We start from the raw sequence: 17,865 nt of genomic DNA, 5'->3' as shown, positions 1-17,865 counted from the left end.
ATTACGCTTTCTGTGTATGCAACTGCGGGTTGGTTTGTCTCGCGGTCATTTTCCACATCTCACCCAGCCGGGTATCCCACTCTGGCGGTGAGATTTGTAACTTGCCGCGCCGGGGGCTGAGGGTGATTTCACTGAAATAAATGACATCATGCTGCAGCATAAGATCAATTCGGCAATAATCGATCCCGGTGGAGAGCTCCTGCGCAGCGGTTATCGCTTTGTGCAATAATTCCGGCTCGGGGATCGCCCCTGGGGTATTGGGATATTCCATCTGAAAGGGCTGTAATTGCCAGCACCGATTGTAGACATTAATAAAACCATGACCGGAAGCATCGGTAAAATCCGCTTCGATAAAACCCGCGATGCCATGAAAACAGTGTATTCTCAGCATTTCAGGCGTTTGGCTTTTGTCTCTGTCGGAAAATAAATCAATGTATTTTTCACACAATATAAGCGGTTTGATGTTTTTATACTGCCATTCCCGGGTGGTGTAATACATATTTTTTCGCAGGGCAAAACCCAGCTTCTGCAACGCGCGTGGAATATTGAGCTTTTCCTTGTTGGTGCATATTACTGCACTACCGCTGTCGTGATTACACTTCAGCACAAATTTGTCCGGTAATTGGCTGAAATTGATGCTTTGCACGTTGTCATAGACGCAAAGTAACGTGGGTAATTGTACTCTTTGCGTACGCGCAGAAACGTAATCGCGCACCGCCAGTTTATCTGCCAGCCGCGTGTAAAGCGGGTTATGGTCATACATCATTCGGTAGCATATTTTTTCGCTCAGCGTCACCGGATTAACCAGATCGGGGGTTCTGCCCGTGAGCCTTTTTAATCTTTTGCTGTGAAATTGTTGATCCTGAACCATACCGGTTAAAAGTTTTCGACCCAGATACTCGGTGTATTTCATGAAATATTTAAAGTTGTTCATTTTTCCCTCCTGCGGACAATGAACATTCTGCAGAGGATTTATTGATTTATATTGCCGCTAATATGGAGTGTCGATGGAGTGGCTATCGGCAACGCATCCTTAAACGCGCTGGACAGCTAATGCTTATCGAAGGGAAACGATCAATAACTGGCACTTAAGCTAAACCTGAATACGGCTATCGCCGTGTTAACCACTCAAAAAAGCGGCTGGAGTAAGGGAGGAGAAACGCGAATTATCCTTGCAGGAAGGCGCAGGGCAGAGAAAGAAAAAGGCATTTCTTACCGTGTTAACAAATTACGCAGAAAACAGGTTCAGAATTCGCTTAAGCCAGATATATTATCTGTCAGGTAATCTTTTCTATGAGGGAGTGAGAAATGACGGATTACAGTTTTTATCAAAAAGGTAAGCAAATCGTTGTGCTGAAAAGCGCGGAAGTGGATGCCGCTTCTCAACTGGTGGCACAGGGCTTCGAAAAACAGTTTGAAGAGATCAGCGCGACCAGTGAAAAAAACGCGCTTGCCCGCTTTGCGGATATTCGCCGTGATAACCAAATCGATCGTGAAAACTTCCTCGCAGGCGCGGGGCCAATGCCGCTTATCGGCGGATTGACGGCGATTATTACGTCTCTTGTGCGCAAAAAAGAGCAGTGATTGAAAATTGAAAGCGCTGCCGGTTACGTTAATTGATAGGGAACGAGGCCGCGCACTGTTCACACAAACGCGAATTGCCGCGTAGTTACGCCGATAAAAGGTTCAGGATGAAGAGAATTGATGAATTAAAAACCGCGTATCCCGGCGCACAGGCATGGTCATTTGGCGATAACCCGGAGATGGGAAACGCGCTTGCAGGCTTAGTGGTGAGTGGCAGAAAAACGGCCTCCTGCGGCTCGCTTGCCTCCTACCTGACTGAAGAGCCGGCACCCAAAATCGGCAGTTACCATATTATTCTCGACGGGCAAAATTCCCCGGTATGTGTCATCAGAATGCTATCGATGCGCCTGGTGCGTTTTTGCGATGTGACGGAAGAGTTTGCCAGAAAAGAGGGCGAGGGCGATTTAAGCCTTGAATACTGGCGCAAAGAGCACAAAGCCTTTTTTACCCGCGCGGGATTTTTCTCTGAAGAGATGGAACTTGTCGCGGAAGAGTTCGCGGTGGTTGAGGTTCTCTAAAACCCTGCATCGACGGGTGATCTGCATTTTCCATACCCTGTGCGAAACGCGCCGGTCACGTTTCGCCTGTTTCACCTTCAACACGCGCGCCACTGAGCCATGTCGAAAAGCTCGCCCCGCAGAAACTCAGCGTGATGTTCAGAGAACGTTCTCTCTTTCGTAACCCCGTTCAAAGCGGTTAAAAATCGCTGATTTACGCAACATATATCGCAAAACGCACAGAAACAGGTTTTTAAAAATCCGCTCAATACGCAAACTTTTGCTGCCAGCCTTTGTGGGTGACATTTATCAGATACACGTGCTGGCGTCAGGTTAAAGCGTGGGGGGAATGCGCTAACACGTTCTGCCTTAACAACAAATACAATGAGGGAGTGGAATATGAAAACAAACATCACCTGGCTGGCGCTTACCGTCAGCGCGCTTGTTGCGGGCGCGACGCTTCCTGCTGTTGCCGCGCCATTACCGGCGACGCCGGATTTATCTGTGCCGGTTAGCCAGTATGTGACCCAGGTTAACGCCGATAAAAGTATTACCTTTCGCCTTTTCGCGCCGGGCGCAAAACGGGTATCGGTGGTGACCGGTTCTACCCCGGACAGCGTTGTCTCACACGATATGCAAAAAGATGAGAGCGGCATATGGTCGTGGAAAAGCGCCGCGCTGGCTGCGAATCTTTACGAATATTACTTTGATGTCGATGGTTTTCGTTCGGTGGATACAGGAAGCCGGTTTCAGAAACCGCAGCGCCAGGTCAATACCAGCCTGATTCTGGTGCCGGGTAGTATTCTCGACGATCGCGCTGTGCCCCATGGCGATCTGTTAACGGTGACTTATCACGCAAACGAACTGCGTTCAGAGCGTCGCATGTATATCTGGACGCCGCCGGGTTACAGCGGTAAAGGCGAACCTCTGCCGGTGCTCTATTTCTACCATGGCTTTGGCGATACCGGCCTTTCCGCCATTGATCAAGGGCGGTTGCCGCAAATAATGGACAACCTGTTGGCCGAGGGGAAAATCAAACCCATGCTGGTGGTGGTGCCGGATACGGAAACGGATATTCTGCAAGCGATTCCTGAAAATTACCCGCCGAAAGAGCGGCGCAAAATGTTCTATCCGCTTAATGCCAAAGCGGCAGACCGCGAACTGATGCATGACATCATTCCGCTGGTCGATGCCCGCTTTAATGTGCGCAAGGATGCTGGTGGACGTGCGCTGGCCGGGCTCTCACAAGGGGGCTTTCAGGCTCTCGTTTCCGGGATGAACCATCTGGACAGTTTTGGCTGGCTGGCGACATTCAGTGGCGTCACCACCGCCACCGTGCCGGATGCCGGTGTGACGGCGCAGCTCAATAAACCGCAGGAAGTGAATAGGCAGTTGCATAACTTCACGGTGGTGGTTGGCGAAAAAGATACCGTCACCGGGAAGGATATTGCCGGGCTTAAAAAAGAACTGGAGCAAAAAGGCATCACGTTTAGCTATAAAGAGTATCCCGGCCTGGGACACGAAATGGATGTCTGGCGTCCCGCCTATGCCGAGTTTGTGCAGAAACTGTTTAGATAAGACGTTGCAGTCTCGTCCGCTGGCGCTGAACAGACTGCCAGCGGACAAAATCAAGACAACATTTAACGCTTTGGTTATTCATCGGTTATTCGTGTGAGTAACGACGGGGACGTTTTCTGTCCGGCAGGCTCCACCGACACGCTGGCGGATAAACCCGCCACTAACTCCACGCCTGCGGGCAGCGTGTCGATATGAATACGGACCGGTACGCGCTGCGCAAGGCGCACCCAGTTAAAGGTGGGGTTAACGTCCGGCAGGCCAAGACCGCCCGTTTCGTCATTGCTGTCGCCGATGCCGTGCCCGATGCTCTCAACGTAACCGGTGATGACGGGCTCAAACCCCATCAGCGCGATGCGTGCGCGATTTCCGACATGAATATGCCGCAGTTTTGTCTCCTCAAAATAGCCCACAACCCAGAAACTGTTCGCATCAATGATGGCCACTTTGGTTTCCCCGGCGGTGGCGTAGTCGCCCGGGCGCAGCCGGAGATGCGTGACATAGCCCGCGACCGGCGCGCGCACCGTGGCATGCGCTAAATTAAGCTGTGCCAGTTCCAGCGCCGCCAGCGCGCCGTGATAATTTGCCGCCGCGATGCTGGCCGCACTGCCTGTTTGTTGTAAGTCTTCGCTGGAGATCACGCCTTTTATCTGTGACCGCCTTGTTGCCGCATCCTGGCGCATTAACATCTCATGGCGTTTCGCCTCGACATCCGCCTGCGCGCTGGCCACCGCCAGCTTCAGCCAGTGCGGATCGATTGAATAGAGCACATCGCCTTGATTAACCCACTGGTTATCGCGAACGGCGACATTTGCCACCGGCCCGGAAACATCCGGCGCTATCTGCACCACATCAGCACGCACCCGGCCATCACGGGTCCAGGGACGCTGCGCGTAATGTTTCCACATCAGGTAAGCGAGGAGGGTTGCCACCAGCACAGCGCTTAACGTCAGTGCATAACGGCTTAAAAGAGAAAAAAAGGATTTCATGCGACTAACCCCAGCGCGTTCAGCCCCTGCATAAGCAGGAAAAAAGTAACAATGTAAGTGGAAAAACTCATCAGCGGACGCAAGGGCAAACGGCGATAGCGCCTGCTGAAAGCGAAAAGAGGCAACCATAACAGCGTGCAGAAAAGGGCTGCCAGGGCGATGACCAGCAGCCCCGGGACGTAAACACCACCGAGATTAATGTCATTAATCATGGGCGCGCTCCGTGTACGGTTCGCGTAATGCGCAGTGCAGATCGACCAGACAGTTAACGAGCTGGCGCGACTGTTGATGGGGTTGCAGGGATGCGGGGCCAATCATGGCCCGGATCCGCTGACGTAACGCACTGGTTGCTGTATCGCGGGCAAGCAGAGAGAGGATCTCGCTAATTTCATGGGCTTTTTTGCGCTCTTTCTGCGCCTGAAAGCGGCGCAAGTGCATCACGGAAAGGCCAATGCGCAACGCGTGCAACATCTGGTTGAGCGTTTGCTCTGCGGAGTGCCCGCTTCGCTGCAAGCGCGGCAGTAACAATGCGGTCCGGTCTATCATCAGATTGGTCCAGTGGGTTTCATCGGGTTTGAATACGCCTTTCACGCTGCGTCGAACGTCGCGTCGGCAGGTGCGTAGCAAGCGTTCAATGGCGGCGTCAGCCTGCACGGTTTGTAGCAAGCTCATACTGACCACCGCAAAGCCGGTGGCGGCAAAGAGCGCGATGGCGGTATTGACGGCCACGGCGAAATCTCCGCTGTAGTGGGCACCCAACTCGCACAAAATAGGCAGTGTCAGGGTGATCCCCATGGCCATGAAGGTGGTGGCTGGTCGGGCCTGCAACGATCCCGCCAGCAGATAAGCCGGGGCGAGCACCGCCACCAGCACCGAAAACTCAGTCACCGCAGGCAGCAGGGCAAAGCTGTAGAGCAGGCTTATCATTACGCCCCAGGCGGAACCCACCATATATTTCACAATGTGCGGCGCCGGGGTATCGAAACTGCCAAACAGCGTGCAGCAGACCCCGAGGATAGAAACTGCCGTCGCGCCATCGGGCCAGGCTGTGTCAATCCAGATAAGACAACCACTCAGGATAATGACGAAAGCACCCAGCGCAGTGCGCGCCGCAGAGAGGCTATCGCGGTGGAATACATAGCCTTTCGCCGGTTTATCTTCTGCCGGCAGTTGCGCCGGTTTTGCCTGCGCGAGTGCGTCCGCGAGCCGCTCGCATTGCAGCAACAGGATAATGGCCTCATGGAGATGACGGACAAGGTTCATCTGAAGCGCCGTTTCAAAGGTCAGCACCTCTGCGGCGGCGAGTCGTTCGGTTAGCGTCGCACTGCGTTCTGCCAGCGCTTGCCCGGTGATTTTCCGTTTTGCGCTATTTTCCCCGGCGAGCCAGCTTTGCACCGCTTCCAGCAGCGTCTGAATATCGGCGGGCAGCGCAGTGACCATCAACAGGCGATCGTGTAATTCACCGCTGACGATCAACAAGCGCGCCAGCTTGTCATGCAACGCCTTTCGCGCATGACGCACCGGTGCTGAGAAGGCAAAGTCGTAAGGGATATGGTGGCTCAGGCCTTGCAGAAACTGTAACGCCAGCGCCAGTTTCAGATTAGCGGCCGCTTCGTTGGTACTTCCCGCCAACGTGTCTGCCAGCATCTGACGTGCAGAATTCAGTGTTTGCGCGATTTTGCTGTTGAACAGGCCGGAGATCCGTTTTGGCAACACATAACGGTGAATCAGCGCCGCGCAGAAGATGCCAATGCCGATCTCCTGCACACGCACAATGGCGGTATCAAAAATCTCGCCGGGGTGAAATACCGCCGGAAAACCAATCAGACTCGCCGTGTAACCGGCCAGCACAAAGGCGTAGGCGCGGGGTGTGCGCTCAAGCAGCGATAAATAGAGGCAAAAAGTGATCCAGCCGGTGAGTATCACGCTACAAAAAATCGGCGTGTTCACGAAAGTGGGCACAATCAACACCGTCGCGCCGGCACCCACTATCGTACCGGCTAAGCGGTAGACACTTCTGCTCAGCGACGCGCCAACAGAAGTTTGCGACACAATATAAACGGTAATGATCGCCCACGAGGGTTTTTCAAGGCCGATTGATAGGGCGATGTAATAAGCGAGCATCGCCGCTGCAAAGCTCTTGGCGGAATAAAGTAACGCGTTGGCATCGCCCGTTAATGCGACTGAACCAAACATTCTGCCTGTACGACGAAGCAGGGCAGATAAATCGCACAACAAATGGCTGGGGGAGAAATCGATTTTGTTCATGCCGGGAAGTATTACCGGCTTGCGCATGCCATTAAATACTCTATTCTGTCAAAAAATACCTAAATGTTGCCAATCGTATGCAGCCTAACTACGCTACAACCGTGTTTGATCCCGATGACACACACAGCCCGGCAGTTGCCCGTCGTCTTGATTTCGTGGATTACGAAGCCGAGGTGCCGGTTCATACGCACCGCAAAGGGCAATTAATCATTGCGTTGTATGGCGCGGTGACTTGTCGTGCGGAAAACGAGATCTGGATTGTGCCGCCGCACTGCGCGGTATGGATCCCCGGCGGAGTACCCCACAGCGCCAGCGCCACCTGGAACGCGCATCTGAATTATCTTTTTATTGAACCCGGTGCCGCAGCACTGCCGAATCGCTGCTGCACGCTGGCCATTTCTCAGCTGATTAAAGAGTTAGTTGAACGCTTAACCCGTGAGAACGTCGATTACCCGCCAGATAGCCATGCCGCGAGGCTAACCCGGGTCACGCTTGATGAGCTGGTCACCATGCCGCAGCAGAACTTCAGTTTACCGGTTTCTGCGCATGCCAAAATTCGCGCCATGGCCGATACGCTGGTGAGCCACCCGGAAGATCGCAGTACGTTTAAAGAGTGGGCGAAGCGTCTTGCGCTCAGTGAACGCTCCCTGGCGCGTTTGATGTTGCGCGAGACGGGGCTGACCTTTGGGCGATGGCGTCAGCAACTTCATTTGATTATTGCGCTGCAGGCGTTAGCCAGCGGCGAATCCGTGCAAAACGTGGCGACAAAACTTGGCTATGAATCCGTGAATGCGTTTATCACCATGTTCAGAAAAACGATGGGCAGCACGCCAGCACACTACTTTGCCGAACGAAAAACACCGTAACCTGCAAGCGTGAATAACCGTTGTTGATGCCTGGGCGCGACATTAGCCCAGCCATTGACAGACAAAGGCAACATTCACTGCATCAGCACGGCAATGAATGCGAGCAGTGCCGGAAGTGCCTGCACAAAGAGTATTTTCCGGCTGGCTGTTACGGCACCGAAAATCCCGGCAATCAGCACACAGATCAGGAAAAAGAGGGTAACCGGCACGCCGCTTGCACCCAGCCATAATCCCCAACATAGCCCCGCCGCCAGAAAGCCGTTATACAGCCCCTGGTTCGCAGCCAGCACGCGGGTGTCGCGCGCAAACTCTGCGCTAAGATTAAAGGCTTTGCGGCCTGTTCTGGTGTCCCACAAAAACATTTCGAGCACCAGAATGTACAGATGAATGGCGGCGACAATCGCAACGAGAACAGTAGCTAACACAGGAAACCTTACTGGAAAAGGGCAGGTGACGTGGAGTATAGATAATCGCGGCGGCTGGCGCAGCGAGCACGATGAGGATTATGTTGTTTTTCGCGCTTCATCGCGTTTTGCCCCATCGACAATATGACTGACGACAGGCTTGAGCAAGGTAGCGGTTAATAATGAACATCTACGAAACACAGTATCAGAAACGAATAGCGAACGGAGAAGCCGCCTGGGCCGGAGAGGGTTATCTCAGGGCGAAGGCGCAACAGGAGCAGGTTTTTTCATGGCTTGGGCAGCATCAGTACCTCCCGCAACCCGGTGCAACAGTCCTTGAGTTGGGGTGTGGCAATGGCGCGATGGCTGCGGAATATTTTGCCCGGCGGGGTGACGATGTGTGGGGCGTGGATTTCGCGCAAACCGCGATCCGTTGGGCTGAAGAACGTTTTACGCAAGCAGGTCTGCGCGCGCACTTTTGGGTCGGTGATGTCTGCCATCTTCCTCAGTGCAAAGCGGCAACGTTTGATCTGATCATTGATGGCAGTTGTTTGCACTGCCTGATCGGCGAGGCAAGGCAACGCTGTTTTGCTGAGGTGCGACGATTGCTCAAACCCGCAGGACATTTCATTGTCAGTTCGATGTGCGGGATGCCGCGTTATCAGGAAGACAGGGAGAATTACGATACCGAACACCATTATTTGCTCAGAGAGGGTCAACCCTGGCGCACGTTAAAACCCCTCCCGGACTTAATGGAGGAGCTGCAGAAAGCGCGATTTACCGTGCTGGCAAGCCGCGTTAATGCTAACCCGTGGTGGGATCATGCGACCATAGTCTGCTCAGCGCACTGACCTGCGGGTAGTGATTTGCCGCGACGTGCTAAAGCGAAATATCAATCATGGCGTGCGCGAACCGCTGGCCGTCGCGCTACGCGCAGCAAAAAAAAGACGACAAGAGATGTCGTCTAAACGTGGAACGAGAGGAGCCCGTATCAGGGTCATTCGAGCTTTCTTGTCATGGTATTCAGTTGACGGTCAGACGCAGCCCAAGCACGTCCGGGTAGGGGGCAAAGTAATTTTGTTTTAACAGGTAGCGATCCGGGTATTCGGCCAGATAGTGCTTCAGCAGCGTTATGGGCGCGAGGATCGGCAGCAGCCCGTTGCGATAATGGAGGATCACATCGCGCAATTCACCCCGCTGGCGGCTGTCCAAATGTTCACGGAAGTAGCCCTGAATGTGCATCAGCACGTTGGTATGATTTTTCCGCGACGCGGTTTTTTTCAGGATCGCCATCAGCTTTTCGCGATATGCCACAAAGAAGGCGTCCAGATCTTCCCATTCGTGCAGCGAGGCGACGAAGGGGCCAATCTCCCGGTAACCGGCCTGGTCGTGCGCCAGCAACTGGAGTTTGTAGCGGCTGTGATAATCCAGCAGCGCGCGGCGGGTCAGGCCGTTAGCCTTGAGCGTATTGAGTTCATGTAGAGCGAAAACGCGCTCGACAAAGTTTTCCCGCAAAAGCGGATCGTGCAAACGACCATCTTCTTCAACCGGTAACCACGGGTAATGCTCCAGCAATGCGCCGGTAAAGAGGCCCACACCCTCTTTACGCCCGCGATTGCCTTTTTCATCATACAGCCGCACGCGCTCCATGCCGCAGCTCGGCGATTTCGCGCAGACGATAAAGCCGGATAACGCGGCCACTTGCGGAAGATACGCTTTGGTGAAGTCGGCCATTTTCTGCGTCACATCGTCATGCGGGGCATGGCTGAAACGCATGAGGATCGCTGAATCGCTGCTCTGAACCAGACGCAGCGCCGGGCGAGGTACAGGCAGGCCGATAGACATTTCAGGGCACACTGGTTTGAACGTTACCCACTGTGCTAATTCATCCATCACAAAACCCATGCGTTTATGCCCGCCGTCAAAGCGCACCGCCGAGCCGGTTAAACATCCGCTAATACCAATGATGGGTTGCGTGTTCATCAGGTTATCCTCTTGCTGCGCGTTATGGATGAAGAAAAGTGTCGCTCTGCAAATGGCATGGCGGATTTCTTCATCCCGGTTGTATTACCTCAATGCGTGCCGCCCTGCAAAACCATCCTTTGACTGCTGCCGTTGCCTTTCACCCGCCTGCTGCTGACTCGCTGATTTATTAGCGTTGGCACTTATGCACCTTTTCGCCTGCGTTAAAAATCGGGGAGTAACGGCATACTTCAAACTTACACAATTAAATTTATTTGTCCAAGTTTTACTGGAAGTATTTTTCATTTAGTAATAACTTCAATAAGTTGCCAATGCCGTTGTTATGCGCTTTTAATGCGAGTGGCAGACCCGCAACGTTTCACTGTTGTGTCGCGAAGCGGGTGAGTAGTGAGGAACGGATTCAGAGAGAGATAACCTCGAGGGAAACGACAGCGGCCTGCCAGAGCGCGATCTGCTTTTTCCGCGCGGCGGAAAGTTTGCCCGTAGTGACCAGTAGCCACTTTCGCTGCGGGAAAATCTCCGGAGCCAGCGTGGCGGGCGGCACCGGAAGCACGTCGATACGGTGTCCCTGGCCGGTACGTTTTAGCGCTTCTAGCCAGATTTCGCACGGGTCGGTAAGGTGCCATCCGGTGATGAGATAGTTATCGCCCGGCGCTTTTTTGTCCCCTTCGAGGCAAAACGAGGTGTAGGAGAGGATGATGCCATCCAGAACTTCGCGCAGGGTCATCATGGTCGGGATATTGGCTGAAATTTTACTGCGCAGCGGGCGCAGCACTTCGGTGACCAGTTCCGGGCGCGGGTATTCGCGGCCTGAATCGTAAATCAGCTGGCGCAGGGATTCGATTTTTCCCTCCTTCAGCCGCTGCAACATGCTCTCCTGCAGGGTGAGCCAGTTGTTTGTCCTGTGCGTTTCCGGACGCGCCAGCAAGGGTTTCACCTGGCTTACCGGAACCCCTTTTTTCATCCAGTCGAGGATTTTCAATGCCTGCTGGACATCATCATCGCTGTACAGTCGGTGACCGCCACTGGTGCGTATCGGCTTAAGCAGGCCGTAACGACGCTGCCACGCGCGCAGCGTTGTCGGGGTGATCCCGCAAAGTTGAGCAAATTCGCCGATGGAGTAAGACATGAGGGAAACCTGATAATAGAGAATGCTCTCAATATACTACGAATACTAATGGGTTGAATGAAGAGCGGAGCGTTTGCACTACACTTTACTCCCAACCGCGACGATGAAAGGAGTTCTCATGAAGCTATGGCCTGTGGTGACCGGTGTTGCTATTGCCCTGACACTGGTTGCCTGTAAATCCCCGACGCCGCCAAAAGGGGTTCAGCCGATCACCGGCTTTGACGCCAGCCGTTATCTGGGCAAATGGTATGAAGTCGCCCGCCTGGAGAACCGTTTTGAACGCGGGCTGGAACAGGTGACCGCAACCTACGGCAAGCGCAGCGACGGGGGCATCAGCGTCCTCAACCGCGGCTACGATCCGCAAAAGCAAAAATGGAGCGAGAGCGAAGGGAAAGCTTATTTCACCGGCAAGCCTTCGACAGCCGCGCTGAAAGTCTCTTTCTTTGGCCCGTTTTACGGCGGCTATAACGTCATTAAACTTGACGATAATTACCAGTACGCGCTGGTGAGCGGCCCGAACCGTGACTATTTGTGGATCCTGTCGCGCACGCCAACGTTGCCCGAGGCGGTGAAACAAGATTACCTGAATACCGCGCGAGGTCTTGGTTTCCGGGTTGATCAACTGGTGTGGGTGAATCAGTAACAGGGCGTTAAAAACATCCATTATGTTGCGCTGAAAAACGCTTGTCGGTGGGGATTATCTGCTGACGAGCCTGCCGCGTAGTTCAAACTAATCAGCAACGTCCCCATTCATTATTAAATAACCAGAAGCTGGAGGAGTTTATTCGGAGTCAGCAAAACGATCTGGATCTCTGATTTAACCTGGCATCGATATTGGGAAGGGATCACCTATGAAGAAGGCGACAATATTGTCGCCTAACTCTCACAGGCTTTTTTATGTGTAGGCTGGCTATTTACTAAAAAAATAATGGCGCGATATTGTGATATATGCAGCAATTACGGAGATTATTCGAATAAATCCCATTATTAATATTTTTCTATATCAGCTTGCTACTATTGAAGATTTACTATAATCGACCCGTTATGGGCGATTATTTGGTGAAGATGCAGAAGGCTGTTTCTGGCGCCTCTGTTTCATATTCACCCGGCGGAATGAAGGCAGGCTAGTGTGGATAATTTTAAGAAGGTTGTTTTTCAAAAGACGCCTGGACTGGCGGTACTTTTTTTCTGTTTTTTTCATATACAGGCGATGGCCGTTGACCCGCTCCTGGATAGCCCTGCGCATAAACCTCAAATGGAAGAGTTATCTGATAAGTCGGCACGCGGAATGCTGGTGGCCGTCGAGCAGGCGACGATTTCCAGTGACCTTGCCGGACGTATAGTAGAAATGCCTTATAGGGAAGGTGAGCCTTTTAAGAAAGGTGATCTGCTTGCGCGCTTTGACTGCGCTATCTATCAGTCTCAACTGGCAGCTTCTCAGGCCGCCACGCGAGCAGCTGAAGCCGAACTCAATCAAAATCAGCAGCTTGCGCAAATGAAATCAGTCGGCAAATATGCCGTCTCCTTATCGGCTGCTCGCCTGGCGCAGGCGCAGGCGGAAAGTCAGGTGTATCAAATTCAGGTGACCCGTTGCCGCATACTGGCACCGTTCGATGGCCAGGTAGTTAAGCGGCGCGCCCAGGCTTATGAAAGTGTAGCGGCGGGAGCTCCTGTACTTGATATCGTCAGTAATCGTCGTCTGGAGATTGATCTGCTGGTGCCATCCCGCTGGTTATCAATGCTCAAACCGGGGCTGTCCTTCACCTTTACGCCTGATGAAACAGGCAAGCCGTTGCGCGCCAGCGTGTCCCGCCTGGGCGCGCGTATTGATGAAAGCAGCCAGACACTGAGCCTGACAGGGGTTATCGATACCAGTGACAACACCTTGATGGCGGGCATGAGCGGTACTGCGCATTTCCAGGAGAAACCGTGAGCAATACGCCTCCTCTTTCCGGCGAACGCGTCTTCGCGCAATTTCTGGATATTGAACGTCAGGCACGTTCGGCAGACACAAGTGAAGCACTGGCTTACTGCATTGTTAACGACAGCCAACCGCTGTTCGGATTTCGTCATGCCGCCCTGGTAATCAATGGCACGGTACGGGCGGTAACCGGTGTCACGCAACCGGCGCCTCATGCGCCGTTCGTGGCGTTTATTGAGCGGGCCAGCGCACAGTTACAGCGTCATTCACAACAGGCTCAATGTGCCGTTGTGCAAGCTGCGTCTCTCGATCAGCAAAGCCGTAAGGACTGGCTTGCGCTTTCTGCTCCTGAAGTGCTGTGGGCGCCGCTAAAAGATCGCAAGGGCAGAGTGTTTGGCGGGATATGGTATGCGCGTGAGCAACCCTGGCAAGATGCTGAAACGTTGCTGGTGGAACAGCTGGCACATGCCTTTAGTCATGCCTGGCTGGCGCTGGAACCGCAACCGGTCTGGCGACGCCCGCGCTGGCGCTGGAAGCTGATGGTCCCCTGTGTGCTTCTGGTCGGCTGTCTGTTTATTCCTGTCCACCAGTCGGTGCTTGCGCCGGCAGAAGTGGTCCCACTGAATGGGCGCGTTGTTGCGGCCCCGCTTGATGGGGTGATTCAGGCTTTCGCCGTACAGCCTAATCAGAGCGTACACAAAGGTGATCTGCTGGTTCGTTTTGACGATACAACGTTAAAAGCGCAGGCGGACGTGGCCGAACGAGCGTTAAACGTGGCGGAAGCGGAATACCGTGCCAGCGCACAACGGGCTTTTCAGGATACCGACTCCAAAGCGCGACTGGATTTTCTTGCCGCACAGGTCGAGCAAAAGCGTGCTGAGCGTGATTATGCCAATGCTTTACTGAGTCGTACTGAAATCCATGCCGAGCGGGATGGTATTGCTGTTTTTGCTGATGCTGCTCGTTGGGTGGGTAAACCCGTCCGTACTGGCGAACGCTTGCTGGACCTGGCCGATCCTGCCTCGGTATCTTTGCGTATCGAACTTGATGTTGGTGATGCTATCCGTCTTAAACCGGATGCACCCATTACTCTCTTTCTCGATAGCGATCCGCTGACACCACATGGCGCGTTGCTTGATCGGGTTGCTTACGAATCAGAACAAACGCCTGCTGGCAATCTGGCGTACCGGCTTGATGCCCGTTTCACCGGCGAGCCGCCGCGCATTGGTTTACGTGGTACGGCTAAAGTATCGGGCCAGTACGTGCCCCTGGCGGTATATCTGTTCCGCCGCCCGCTTGCAGTATTACGCCAGTCGGTTGGTTTATGACAACGCCGGTAATGAACCGGATCCTGCCCGCACTGCGGCGCGATCTGCAACTGGTGGAGTCAGCGAAAGGGCTGGATGGCGCACCACAATGGGTGCTGGCCGATCCCGTGACAGGGCGTTATTTCACACTGACGCCCTCAGCGATCCGTCTGCTGCGGCACTGGCCTTTGCGCCAACCCAGCAAAGTACTGGAGGCAGCCAACCAGGAACCAGGTTTACCCCTGCAGGAGAAAGAGCTGGAACAGTTGCTGCACTTTCTGCGCAGTCATGATCTGATTGCCGCCAGCGACCCGCAGCAACGCCAGGGCTATGCCATTAAAGCCGCAGCGCAACGGATCAGTTTGTGGAAAACACTCCTGCACCAGTATCTCTTTTTTCGCATTCCGTTATGGCGTCCGGATCCGCTACTCAGCCGTTGCTGGCCGATGTTGCAACGTTACGGCTTACCCACGCTGCGCGTTGTATTACCGTGTATATTGCTGCTGGGGGGCTTTCTCGTCAGCCGTGACTGGGTTCGCTATACCCAGACGTTTCCGCATATGTTCAGTCTGCAAGGCATGGCGGTTTTCGGCATAGCGCTGGTCTTCGCCAAATTTTTCCATGAGCTGGGTCATGCGTTTATGGCGAAACGCGCGGGCTGCCGGGTACAAACTATGGGAGTGGCGTTTATTGTGCTGTTCCCCCTGTTTTATACCGACGTGAGCGATGCCTGGAAACTGAAGGATCGGCGCGCCCGATTGCTGATCAGTGCAGGCGGCATTATGGCGGAGCTAATCCTCGCCTCTATTGCGTTGCTGACATGGGCGTTGCTGCCCGATGGCCCGTTGCGTACAGCAGTGTTTATGCTCTCCAGCGCCACCTGGGTTACGACGCTTGTGATTAACCTCAACCCGCTAATGCGTTTTGATGGATATTTTTTACTGAGCGATTTCTGGCGAGTAGAAAATTTACAGGATCGCGCCTATGCCTTATGCCGCTGGCATTTGCGTGAAATCTTGTTTGCTTACGGTCACCCGCCGCCGCACACCTGGTCACCGACGTTACAGCGCAAACTTCTTCTGTGGGGCTATGCCTCGTGGATATGGCGCTTTTTCCTGTTTTTTGGCATTGCGCTGTTGGTGTATCACTTTTTCATTAAGGTCATCGGCATCATGTTGATGCTGGTAGAGATTGGCTGGTTTATTGCTCTTCCGGTGTTGAAAGAAGCCTCTATCTGGTGGTCTATGCGTAAAATTGCTCACCCTGCCAGGCTGCTGCGTTCGGGCCTGATCCTGTTGGCGCTCCTTGCTGTCCTGCTGTTACCGTGGCGCGGCACTATCCGTATTCCGGCGGTGCTTGAAGCGGAAAACGTCAGCGTGCTTTACGCCCCGGGGGCCGCCCAGGTGCGCACCTTGCATGTTCGTGACGGCCAGCAAGTTAAGGCGGGTGAGGTATTACTGGAGCTGACCTCGTCGGATCTGGATTATCGCCTTGCCATTGAACGCCAGCAGATCCGCGTCCTGCAACAACAGCGTCAGCGGGGGGCAGGGCGGCAGGAGACCGCCAGCGAAACCCAGGTGCTTGACCGACAACTGGCGGAGTCGCTGGCCCGTTACCGCGGGCTGGATGCGCAGCGTCAGCGGTTATCGATCACTGCACCGCAGGCGGGTCAGGTCAGAGACGTGGCGCGGGATATGACGCAAGGACGCTGGTTGCCCACCGATTTACCCCTGCTGCGGGTGGTTGTGCAAGGCGCAGGCAAAGTACAGGGTTATTTGCCCGAAGATACCCTCACGCGTGCTAAAACCGGCATGACAGGGGAGTTTATTGCTGATGATCCAGCCTACCCGCGTATTGCGGTCCGCTTAAACGAAATTGCTCCCACCGGCACGGCCTGGTTACAGCAAGAGATGCTGGCGTCCGATCGCCATGGCCCTATTGCCGTTCGCCGCGACCGCGATCGTAACCCACAACCGGTACAGGCGCAGTATCGCGTCCGCTTTGGGGTGCTGGATGATCAATTCCAGCCGCCGCAACAGCCGCTTCGGGGCAGCGTCCTTCTGGAAGGGGAAAAAGAGTCAATCCTGGGGGCTGTATGGCGACGGATCGCAGCGCTTGGGATCCGCGAGAGTGGATTCTGATCGCGTCAAACAGACGAAACCGCTGTGTGGTGCCGACAAAATCAAAGAGTAAGAATATATTCTTGAATCTATAAGACAAATCTCATTTGTCTGGCTATGTTTTGATCGTGGCCGGACATTCCAATACAAATCGCTCAGCCACGACACACCCGTAACCGCCCTTCCTCTGGGGCTGAATAGCATGATGACTGTTATCCGATGGGCTTAGCTGTGCCGTGAAGCCGCTTTCTGGCAAGGAGAGATCTTTATGAAACGCGCTCAACATTTGCTTACAAAAACCACCATTGCCGCGACCCTGGGAATCGTTTTTTCGCTGCCGCAGTCGGCTTTCGCCTGCAACGGGGCGGGTGACGAATTCATCGGTAGTATTTGTTATATGGCTATCCGGTATTGTCCGGAGGGCTATTTACCTGCTGACGGCAGGACGCTGAACGTAAATGGTTACCAGGCGCTTTATTCGCTGATTGGCAATATCTATGGCGGGACAGCGCCAACGACTTTCACCTTGCCCGACCTGCGCGGCAAAACCGCAATCGGTACGGGAACGGTAGCGACACCGTCAGGTAACGTTACATATACGCTCGGGAAAGCCATCGGTCAGGAAACTGCCGTTGGCAGTGGCAGCAGTTCCGTTATTCTCAACGCTGCGCAAATTCCGCCCCATACCCACCCGGCGACGCTTTCACTAAGCGGAAACAGCACATCAGTCACGTTACCCCTTACCGGCAGCATTACGAACCTGCCGTTTAATGCCGTTGCCAGCCTCGACGTGACCGGCATTGCCAAAATTGGCTCATCAACCACCAGCGGGCGCACGGTTAACCTGGCGGATAAAAGCCTGTTAACGACCGTTAGCGGCCCCGCAGCGCTGCTGTACGCACCAGCAGGGGCGGCCAATGACAGGCAACTGGGGCCGGATGGCAGCGTAACAGGAACCGCCAGTGGTTCCGTCGCCGGAACAGCCAGCGGCGGTCAGTTATCAGGATCGGCAACAGGTACGGTCACCCTGCCGATAAGCGGTACGGTCAATGTGGGCGCCAACGTCACAACGCCTAATCCGGTAACGATGCCCGTGTCGGTATCGGTGCCGGTGCGCGATCCGTCTCTGCCCATGACCGCCTGCATTGCAGTGACAGGGCTTTATCCGGTCAATCCGGGCTGATTCTCCATCACGTGATGGGCAGTTTTTTGCTGCCCGTCA

17 protein-coding genes are annotated in these 17,865 nt (G+C 54.2%); 10 read left to right on the top strand and 7 right to left on the bottom strand.

Going from position 1 to position 17,865, the window contains the following annotated elements:
• Position 1 precedes the first annotated feature (1 nt).
• On the bottom strand, positions 2 to 934 hold the full coding sequence (locus ACFX4U_RS03795; protein WP_313507509.1) for an ATP-grasp fold amidoligase family protein: 933 nt from the start codon (positions 932 to 934) through the stop codon (positions 2 to 4).
• 374 nt (positions 935 to 1,308) lie between these two features.
• Between ACFX4U_RS03795 and ACFX4U_RS03790 the strand changes: the two genes are divergently transcribed.
• The 3 genes from ACFX4U_RS03790 to ACFX4U_RS03780 all read left to right on the top strand — a co-directional run bounded on the left by ACFX4U_RS03790 (position 1,309) and on the right by ACFX4U_RS03780 (position 3,659).
• Entirely contained in the window at positions 1,309 to 1,584 is a 276-nt protein-coding gene (locus ACFX4U_RS03790) for a hypothetical protein (RefSeq protein ID WP_017457120.1), read from the top strand.
• 107 nt (positions 1,585 to 1,691) lie between these two features.
• Positions 1,692 to 2,102, top strand: coding sequence for an ASCH domain-containing protein (locus tag ACFX4U_RS03785; RefSeq protein WP_313507510.1), 411 nt, complete (start codon positions 1,692 to 1,694; stop codon positions 2,100 to 2,102).
• 378 nt (positions 2,103 to 2,480) lie between these two features.
• Positions 2,481 to 3,659: an alpha/beta hydrolase-fold protein gene (locus ACFX4U_RS03780; protein WP_313507511.1), complete on the top strand. Its 1,179-nt coding sequence runs from the start codon at positions 2,481 to 2,483 to the stop codon at positions 3,657 to 3,659.
• A 74-nt stretch (positions 3,660 to 3,733) separates the two neighbouring features.
• Here the strand turns inward: ACFX4U_RS03780 and ACFX4U_RS03775 are convergent, their stop codons facing one another.
• Genes ACFX4U_RS03775 through ACFX4U_RS03765 form a run of 3 tightly spaced genes read right to left on the bottom strand, consistent with a single transcriptional unit; the run spans position 3,734 to position 6,913 of the window.
• Positions 3,734 to 4,645 (bottom strand): HlyD family secretion protein, encoded by a 912-nt coding sequence (locus ACFX4U_RS03775; protein ID WP_313507514.1) that lies wholly within the window; start codon positions 4,643 to 4,645, stop codon positions 3,734 to 3,736.
• On the bottom strand, positions 4,642 to 4,857 hold the full coding sequence (locus ACFX4U_RS03770; RefSeq protein WP_065368362.1) for a DUF1656 domain-containing protein: 216 nt from the start codon (positions 4,855 to 4,857) through the stop codon (positions 4,642 to 4,644). Before ACFX4U_RS03770 ends, ACFX4U_RS03775 begins: the two co-directional genes overlap by 4 nt.
• Positions 4,850 to 6,913, bottom strand: a complete 2,064-nt coding sequence (locus ACFX4U_RS03765) for an FUSC family protein (protein ID WP_380218339.1) — start codon at positions 6,911 to 6,913, stop codon at positions 4,850 to 4,852. The genes ACFX4U_RS03770 and ACFX4U_RS03765 overlap by 8 nt, the downstream gene beginning before the upstream one ends.
• A 77-nt stretch (positions 6,914 to 6,990) precedes the next feature.
• On the opposite strand from ACFX4U_RS03765, the gene ACFX4U_RS03760 reads away from it, so the two are divergent.
• Positions 6,991 to 7,779 (top strand): helix-turn-helix transcriptional regulator, encoded by a 789-nt coding sequence (locus tag ACFX4U_RS03760; RefSeq protein WP_313507517.1) that lies wholly within the window; start codon positions 6,991 to 6,993, stop codon positions 7,777 to 7,779.
• A 74-nt stretch (positions 7,780 to 7,853) separates the two neighbouring features.
• Here the strand turns inward: ACFX4U_RS03760 and ACFX4U_RS03755 are convergent, their stop codons facing one another.
• Positions 7,854 to 8,204 carry a DUF1304 domain-containing protein gene (locus ACFX4U_RS03755; RefSeq protein ID WP_200550790.1) on the bottom strand — a complete coding sequence of 117 codons (351 nt, stop codon included), beginning with the start codon at positions 8,202 to 8,204 and terminating at the stop codon, positions 7,854 to 7,856.
• 161 nt (positions 8,205 to 8,365) lie between these two features.
• On the opposite strand from ACFX4U_RS03755, the gene ACFX4U_RS03750 reads away from it, so the two are divergent.
• Positions 8,366 to 9,034 (top strand): class I SAM-dependent methyltransferase, encoded by a 669-nt coding sequence (locus ACFX4U_RS03750; RefSeq protein WP_313507519.1) that lies wholly within the window; start codon positions 8,366 to 8,368, stop codon positions 9,032 to 9,034.
• 172 nt (positions 9,035 to 9,206) lie between these two features.
• Here ACFX4U_RS03750 and ACFX4U_RS03745 read toward each other — a convergent pair whose 3' ends face one another.
• Both ACFX4U_RS03745 and ACFX4U_RS03740 read right to left on the bottom strand, forming a co-directional pair.
• The gene (locus tag ACFX4U_RS03745) at positions 9,207 to 10,166 is read right to left on the bottom strand and encodes a DUF523 and DUF1722 domain-containing protein (protein ID WP_313507520.1); all 960 of its coding nucleotides are present in this window, start codon (positions 10,164 to 10,166) and stop codon (positions 9,207 to 9,209) included.
• A 400-nt stretch (positions 10,167 to 10,566) separates the two neighbouring features.
• On the bottom strand, positions 10,567 to 11,295 hold the full coding sequence (locus tag ACFX4U_RS03740; RefSeq protein WP_305735875.1) for a MerR family transcriptional regulator: 729 nt from the start codon (positions 11,293 to 11,295) through the stop codon (positions 10,567 to 10,569).
• A gap of 118 nt (positions 11,296 to 11,413) precedes the next feature.
• Here ACFX4U_RS03740 and ACFX4U_RS03735 point away from each other — a divergent pair, with 118 nt between their 5' ends.
• The 5 genes from ACFX4U_RS03735 (at position 11,414) to ACFX4U_RS03715 (ending at position 17,826) form a co-directional block, all read left to right on the top strand.
• On the top strand, positions 11,414 to 11,938 hold the full coding sequence (locus ACFX4U_RS03735; RefSeq protein WP_017457132.1) for a lipocalin family protein: 525 nt from the start codon (positions 11,414 to 11,416) through the stop codon (positions 11,936 to 11,938).
• A gap of 528 nt (positions 11,939 to 12,466) precedes the next feature.
• Complete coding sequence (locus ACFX4U_RS03730; RefSeq protein ID WP_380218341.1) at positions 12,467 to 13,228, top strand: efflux RND transporter periplasmic adaptor subunit; 762 nt, start codon at positions 12,467 to 12,469, stop codon at positions 13,226 to 13,228.
• Complete coding sequence (locus tag ACFX4U_RS03725) at positions 13,225 to 14,544, top strand: HlyD family efflux transporter periplasmic adaptor subunit (RefSeq protein ID WP_313507523.1); 1,320 nt, start codon at positions 13,225 to 13,227, stop codon at positions 14,542 to 14,544. The genes ACFX4U_RS03730 and ACFX4U_RS03725 overlap by 4 nt, the downstream gene beginning before the upstream one ends.
• A gap of 11 nt (positions 14,545 to 14,555) precedes the next feature.
• On the top strand, positions 14,556 to 16,664 hold the full coding sequence (locus tag ACFX4U_RS03720) for an HlyD family efflux transporter periplasmic adaptor subunit (RefSeq protein ID WP_313507581.1): 2,109 nt from the start codon (positions 14,556 to 14,558) through the stop codon (positions 16,662 to 16,664).
• A 247-nt stretch (positions 16,665 to 16,911) separates the two neighbouring features.
• The gene (locus tag ACFX4U_RS03715) at positions 16,912 to 17,826 is read left to right on the top strand and encodes a phage tail protein (protein ID WP_305735878.1); all 915 of its coding nucleotides are present in this window, start codon (positions 16,912 to 16,914) and stop codon (positions 17,824 to 17,826) included.
• Positions 17,827 to 17,865 lie beyond the last annotated feature (39 nt).

This window comes from Kosakonia sp. YIM B13588, assembly GCF_042788165.1.
In the GTDB taxonomy this organism is placed as follows: Bacteria; Pseudomonadota; Gammaproteobacteria; order Enterobacterales; family Enterobacteriaceae; genus Kosakonia; species Kosakonia sacchari.
The sequence above is the reverse complement of the archived record's forward strand: the minus strand, read 5'-3'. Positions and strand labels throughout refer to the sequence as shown.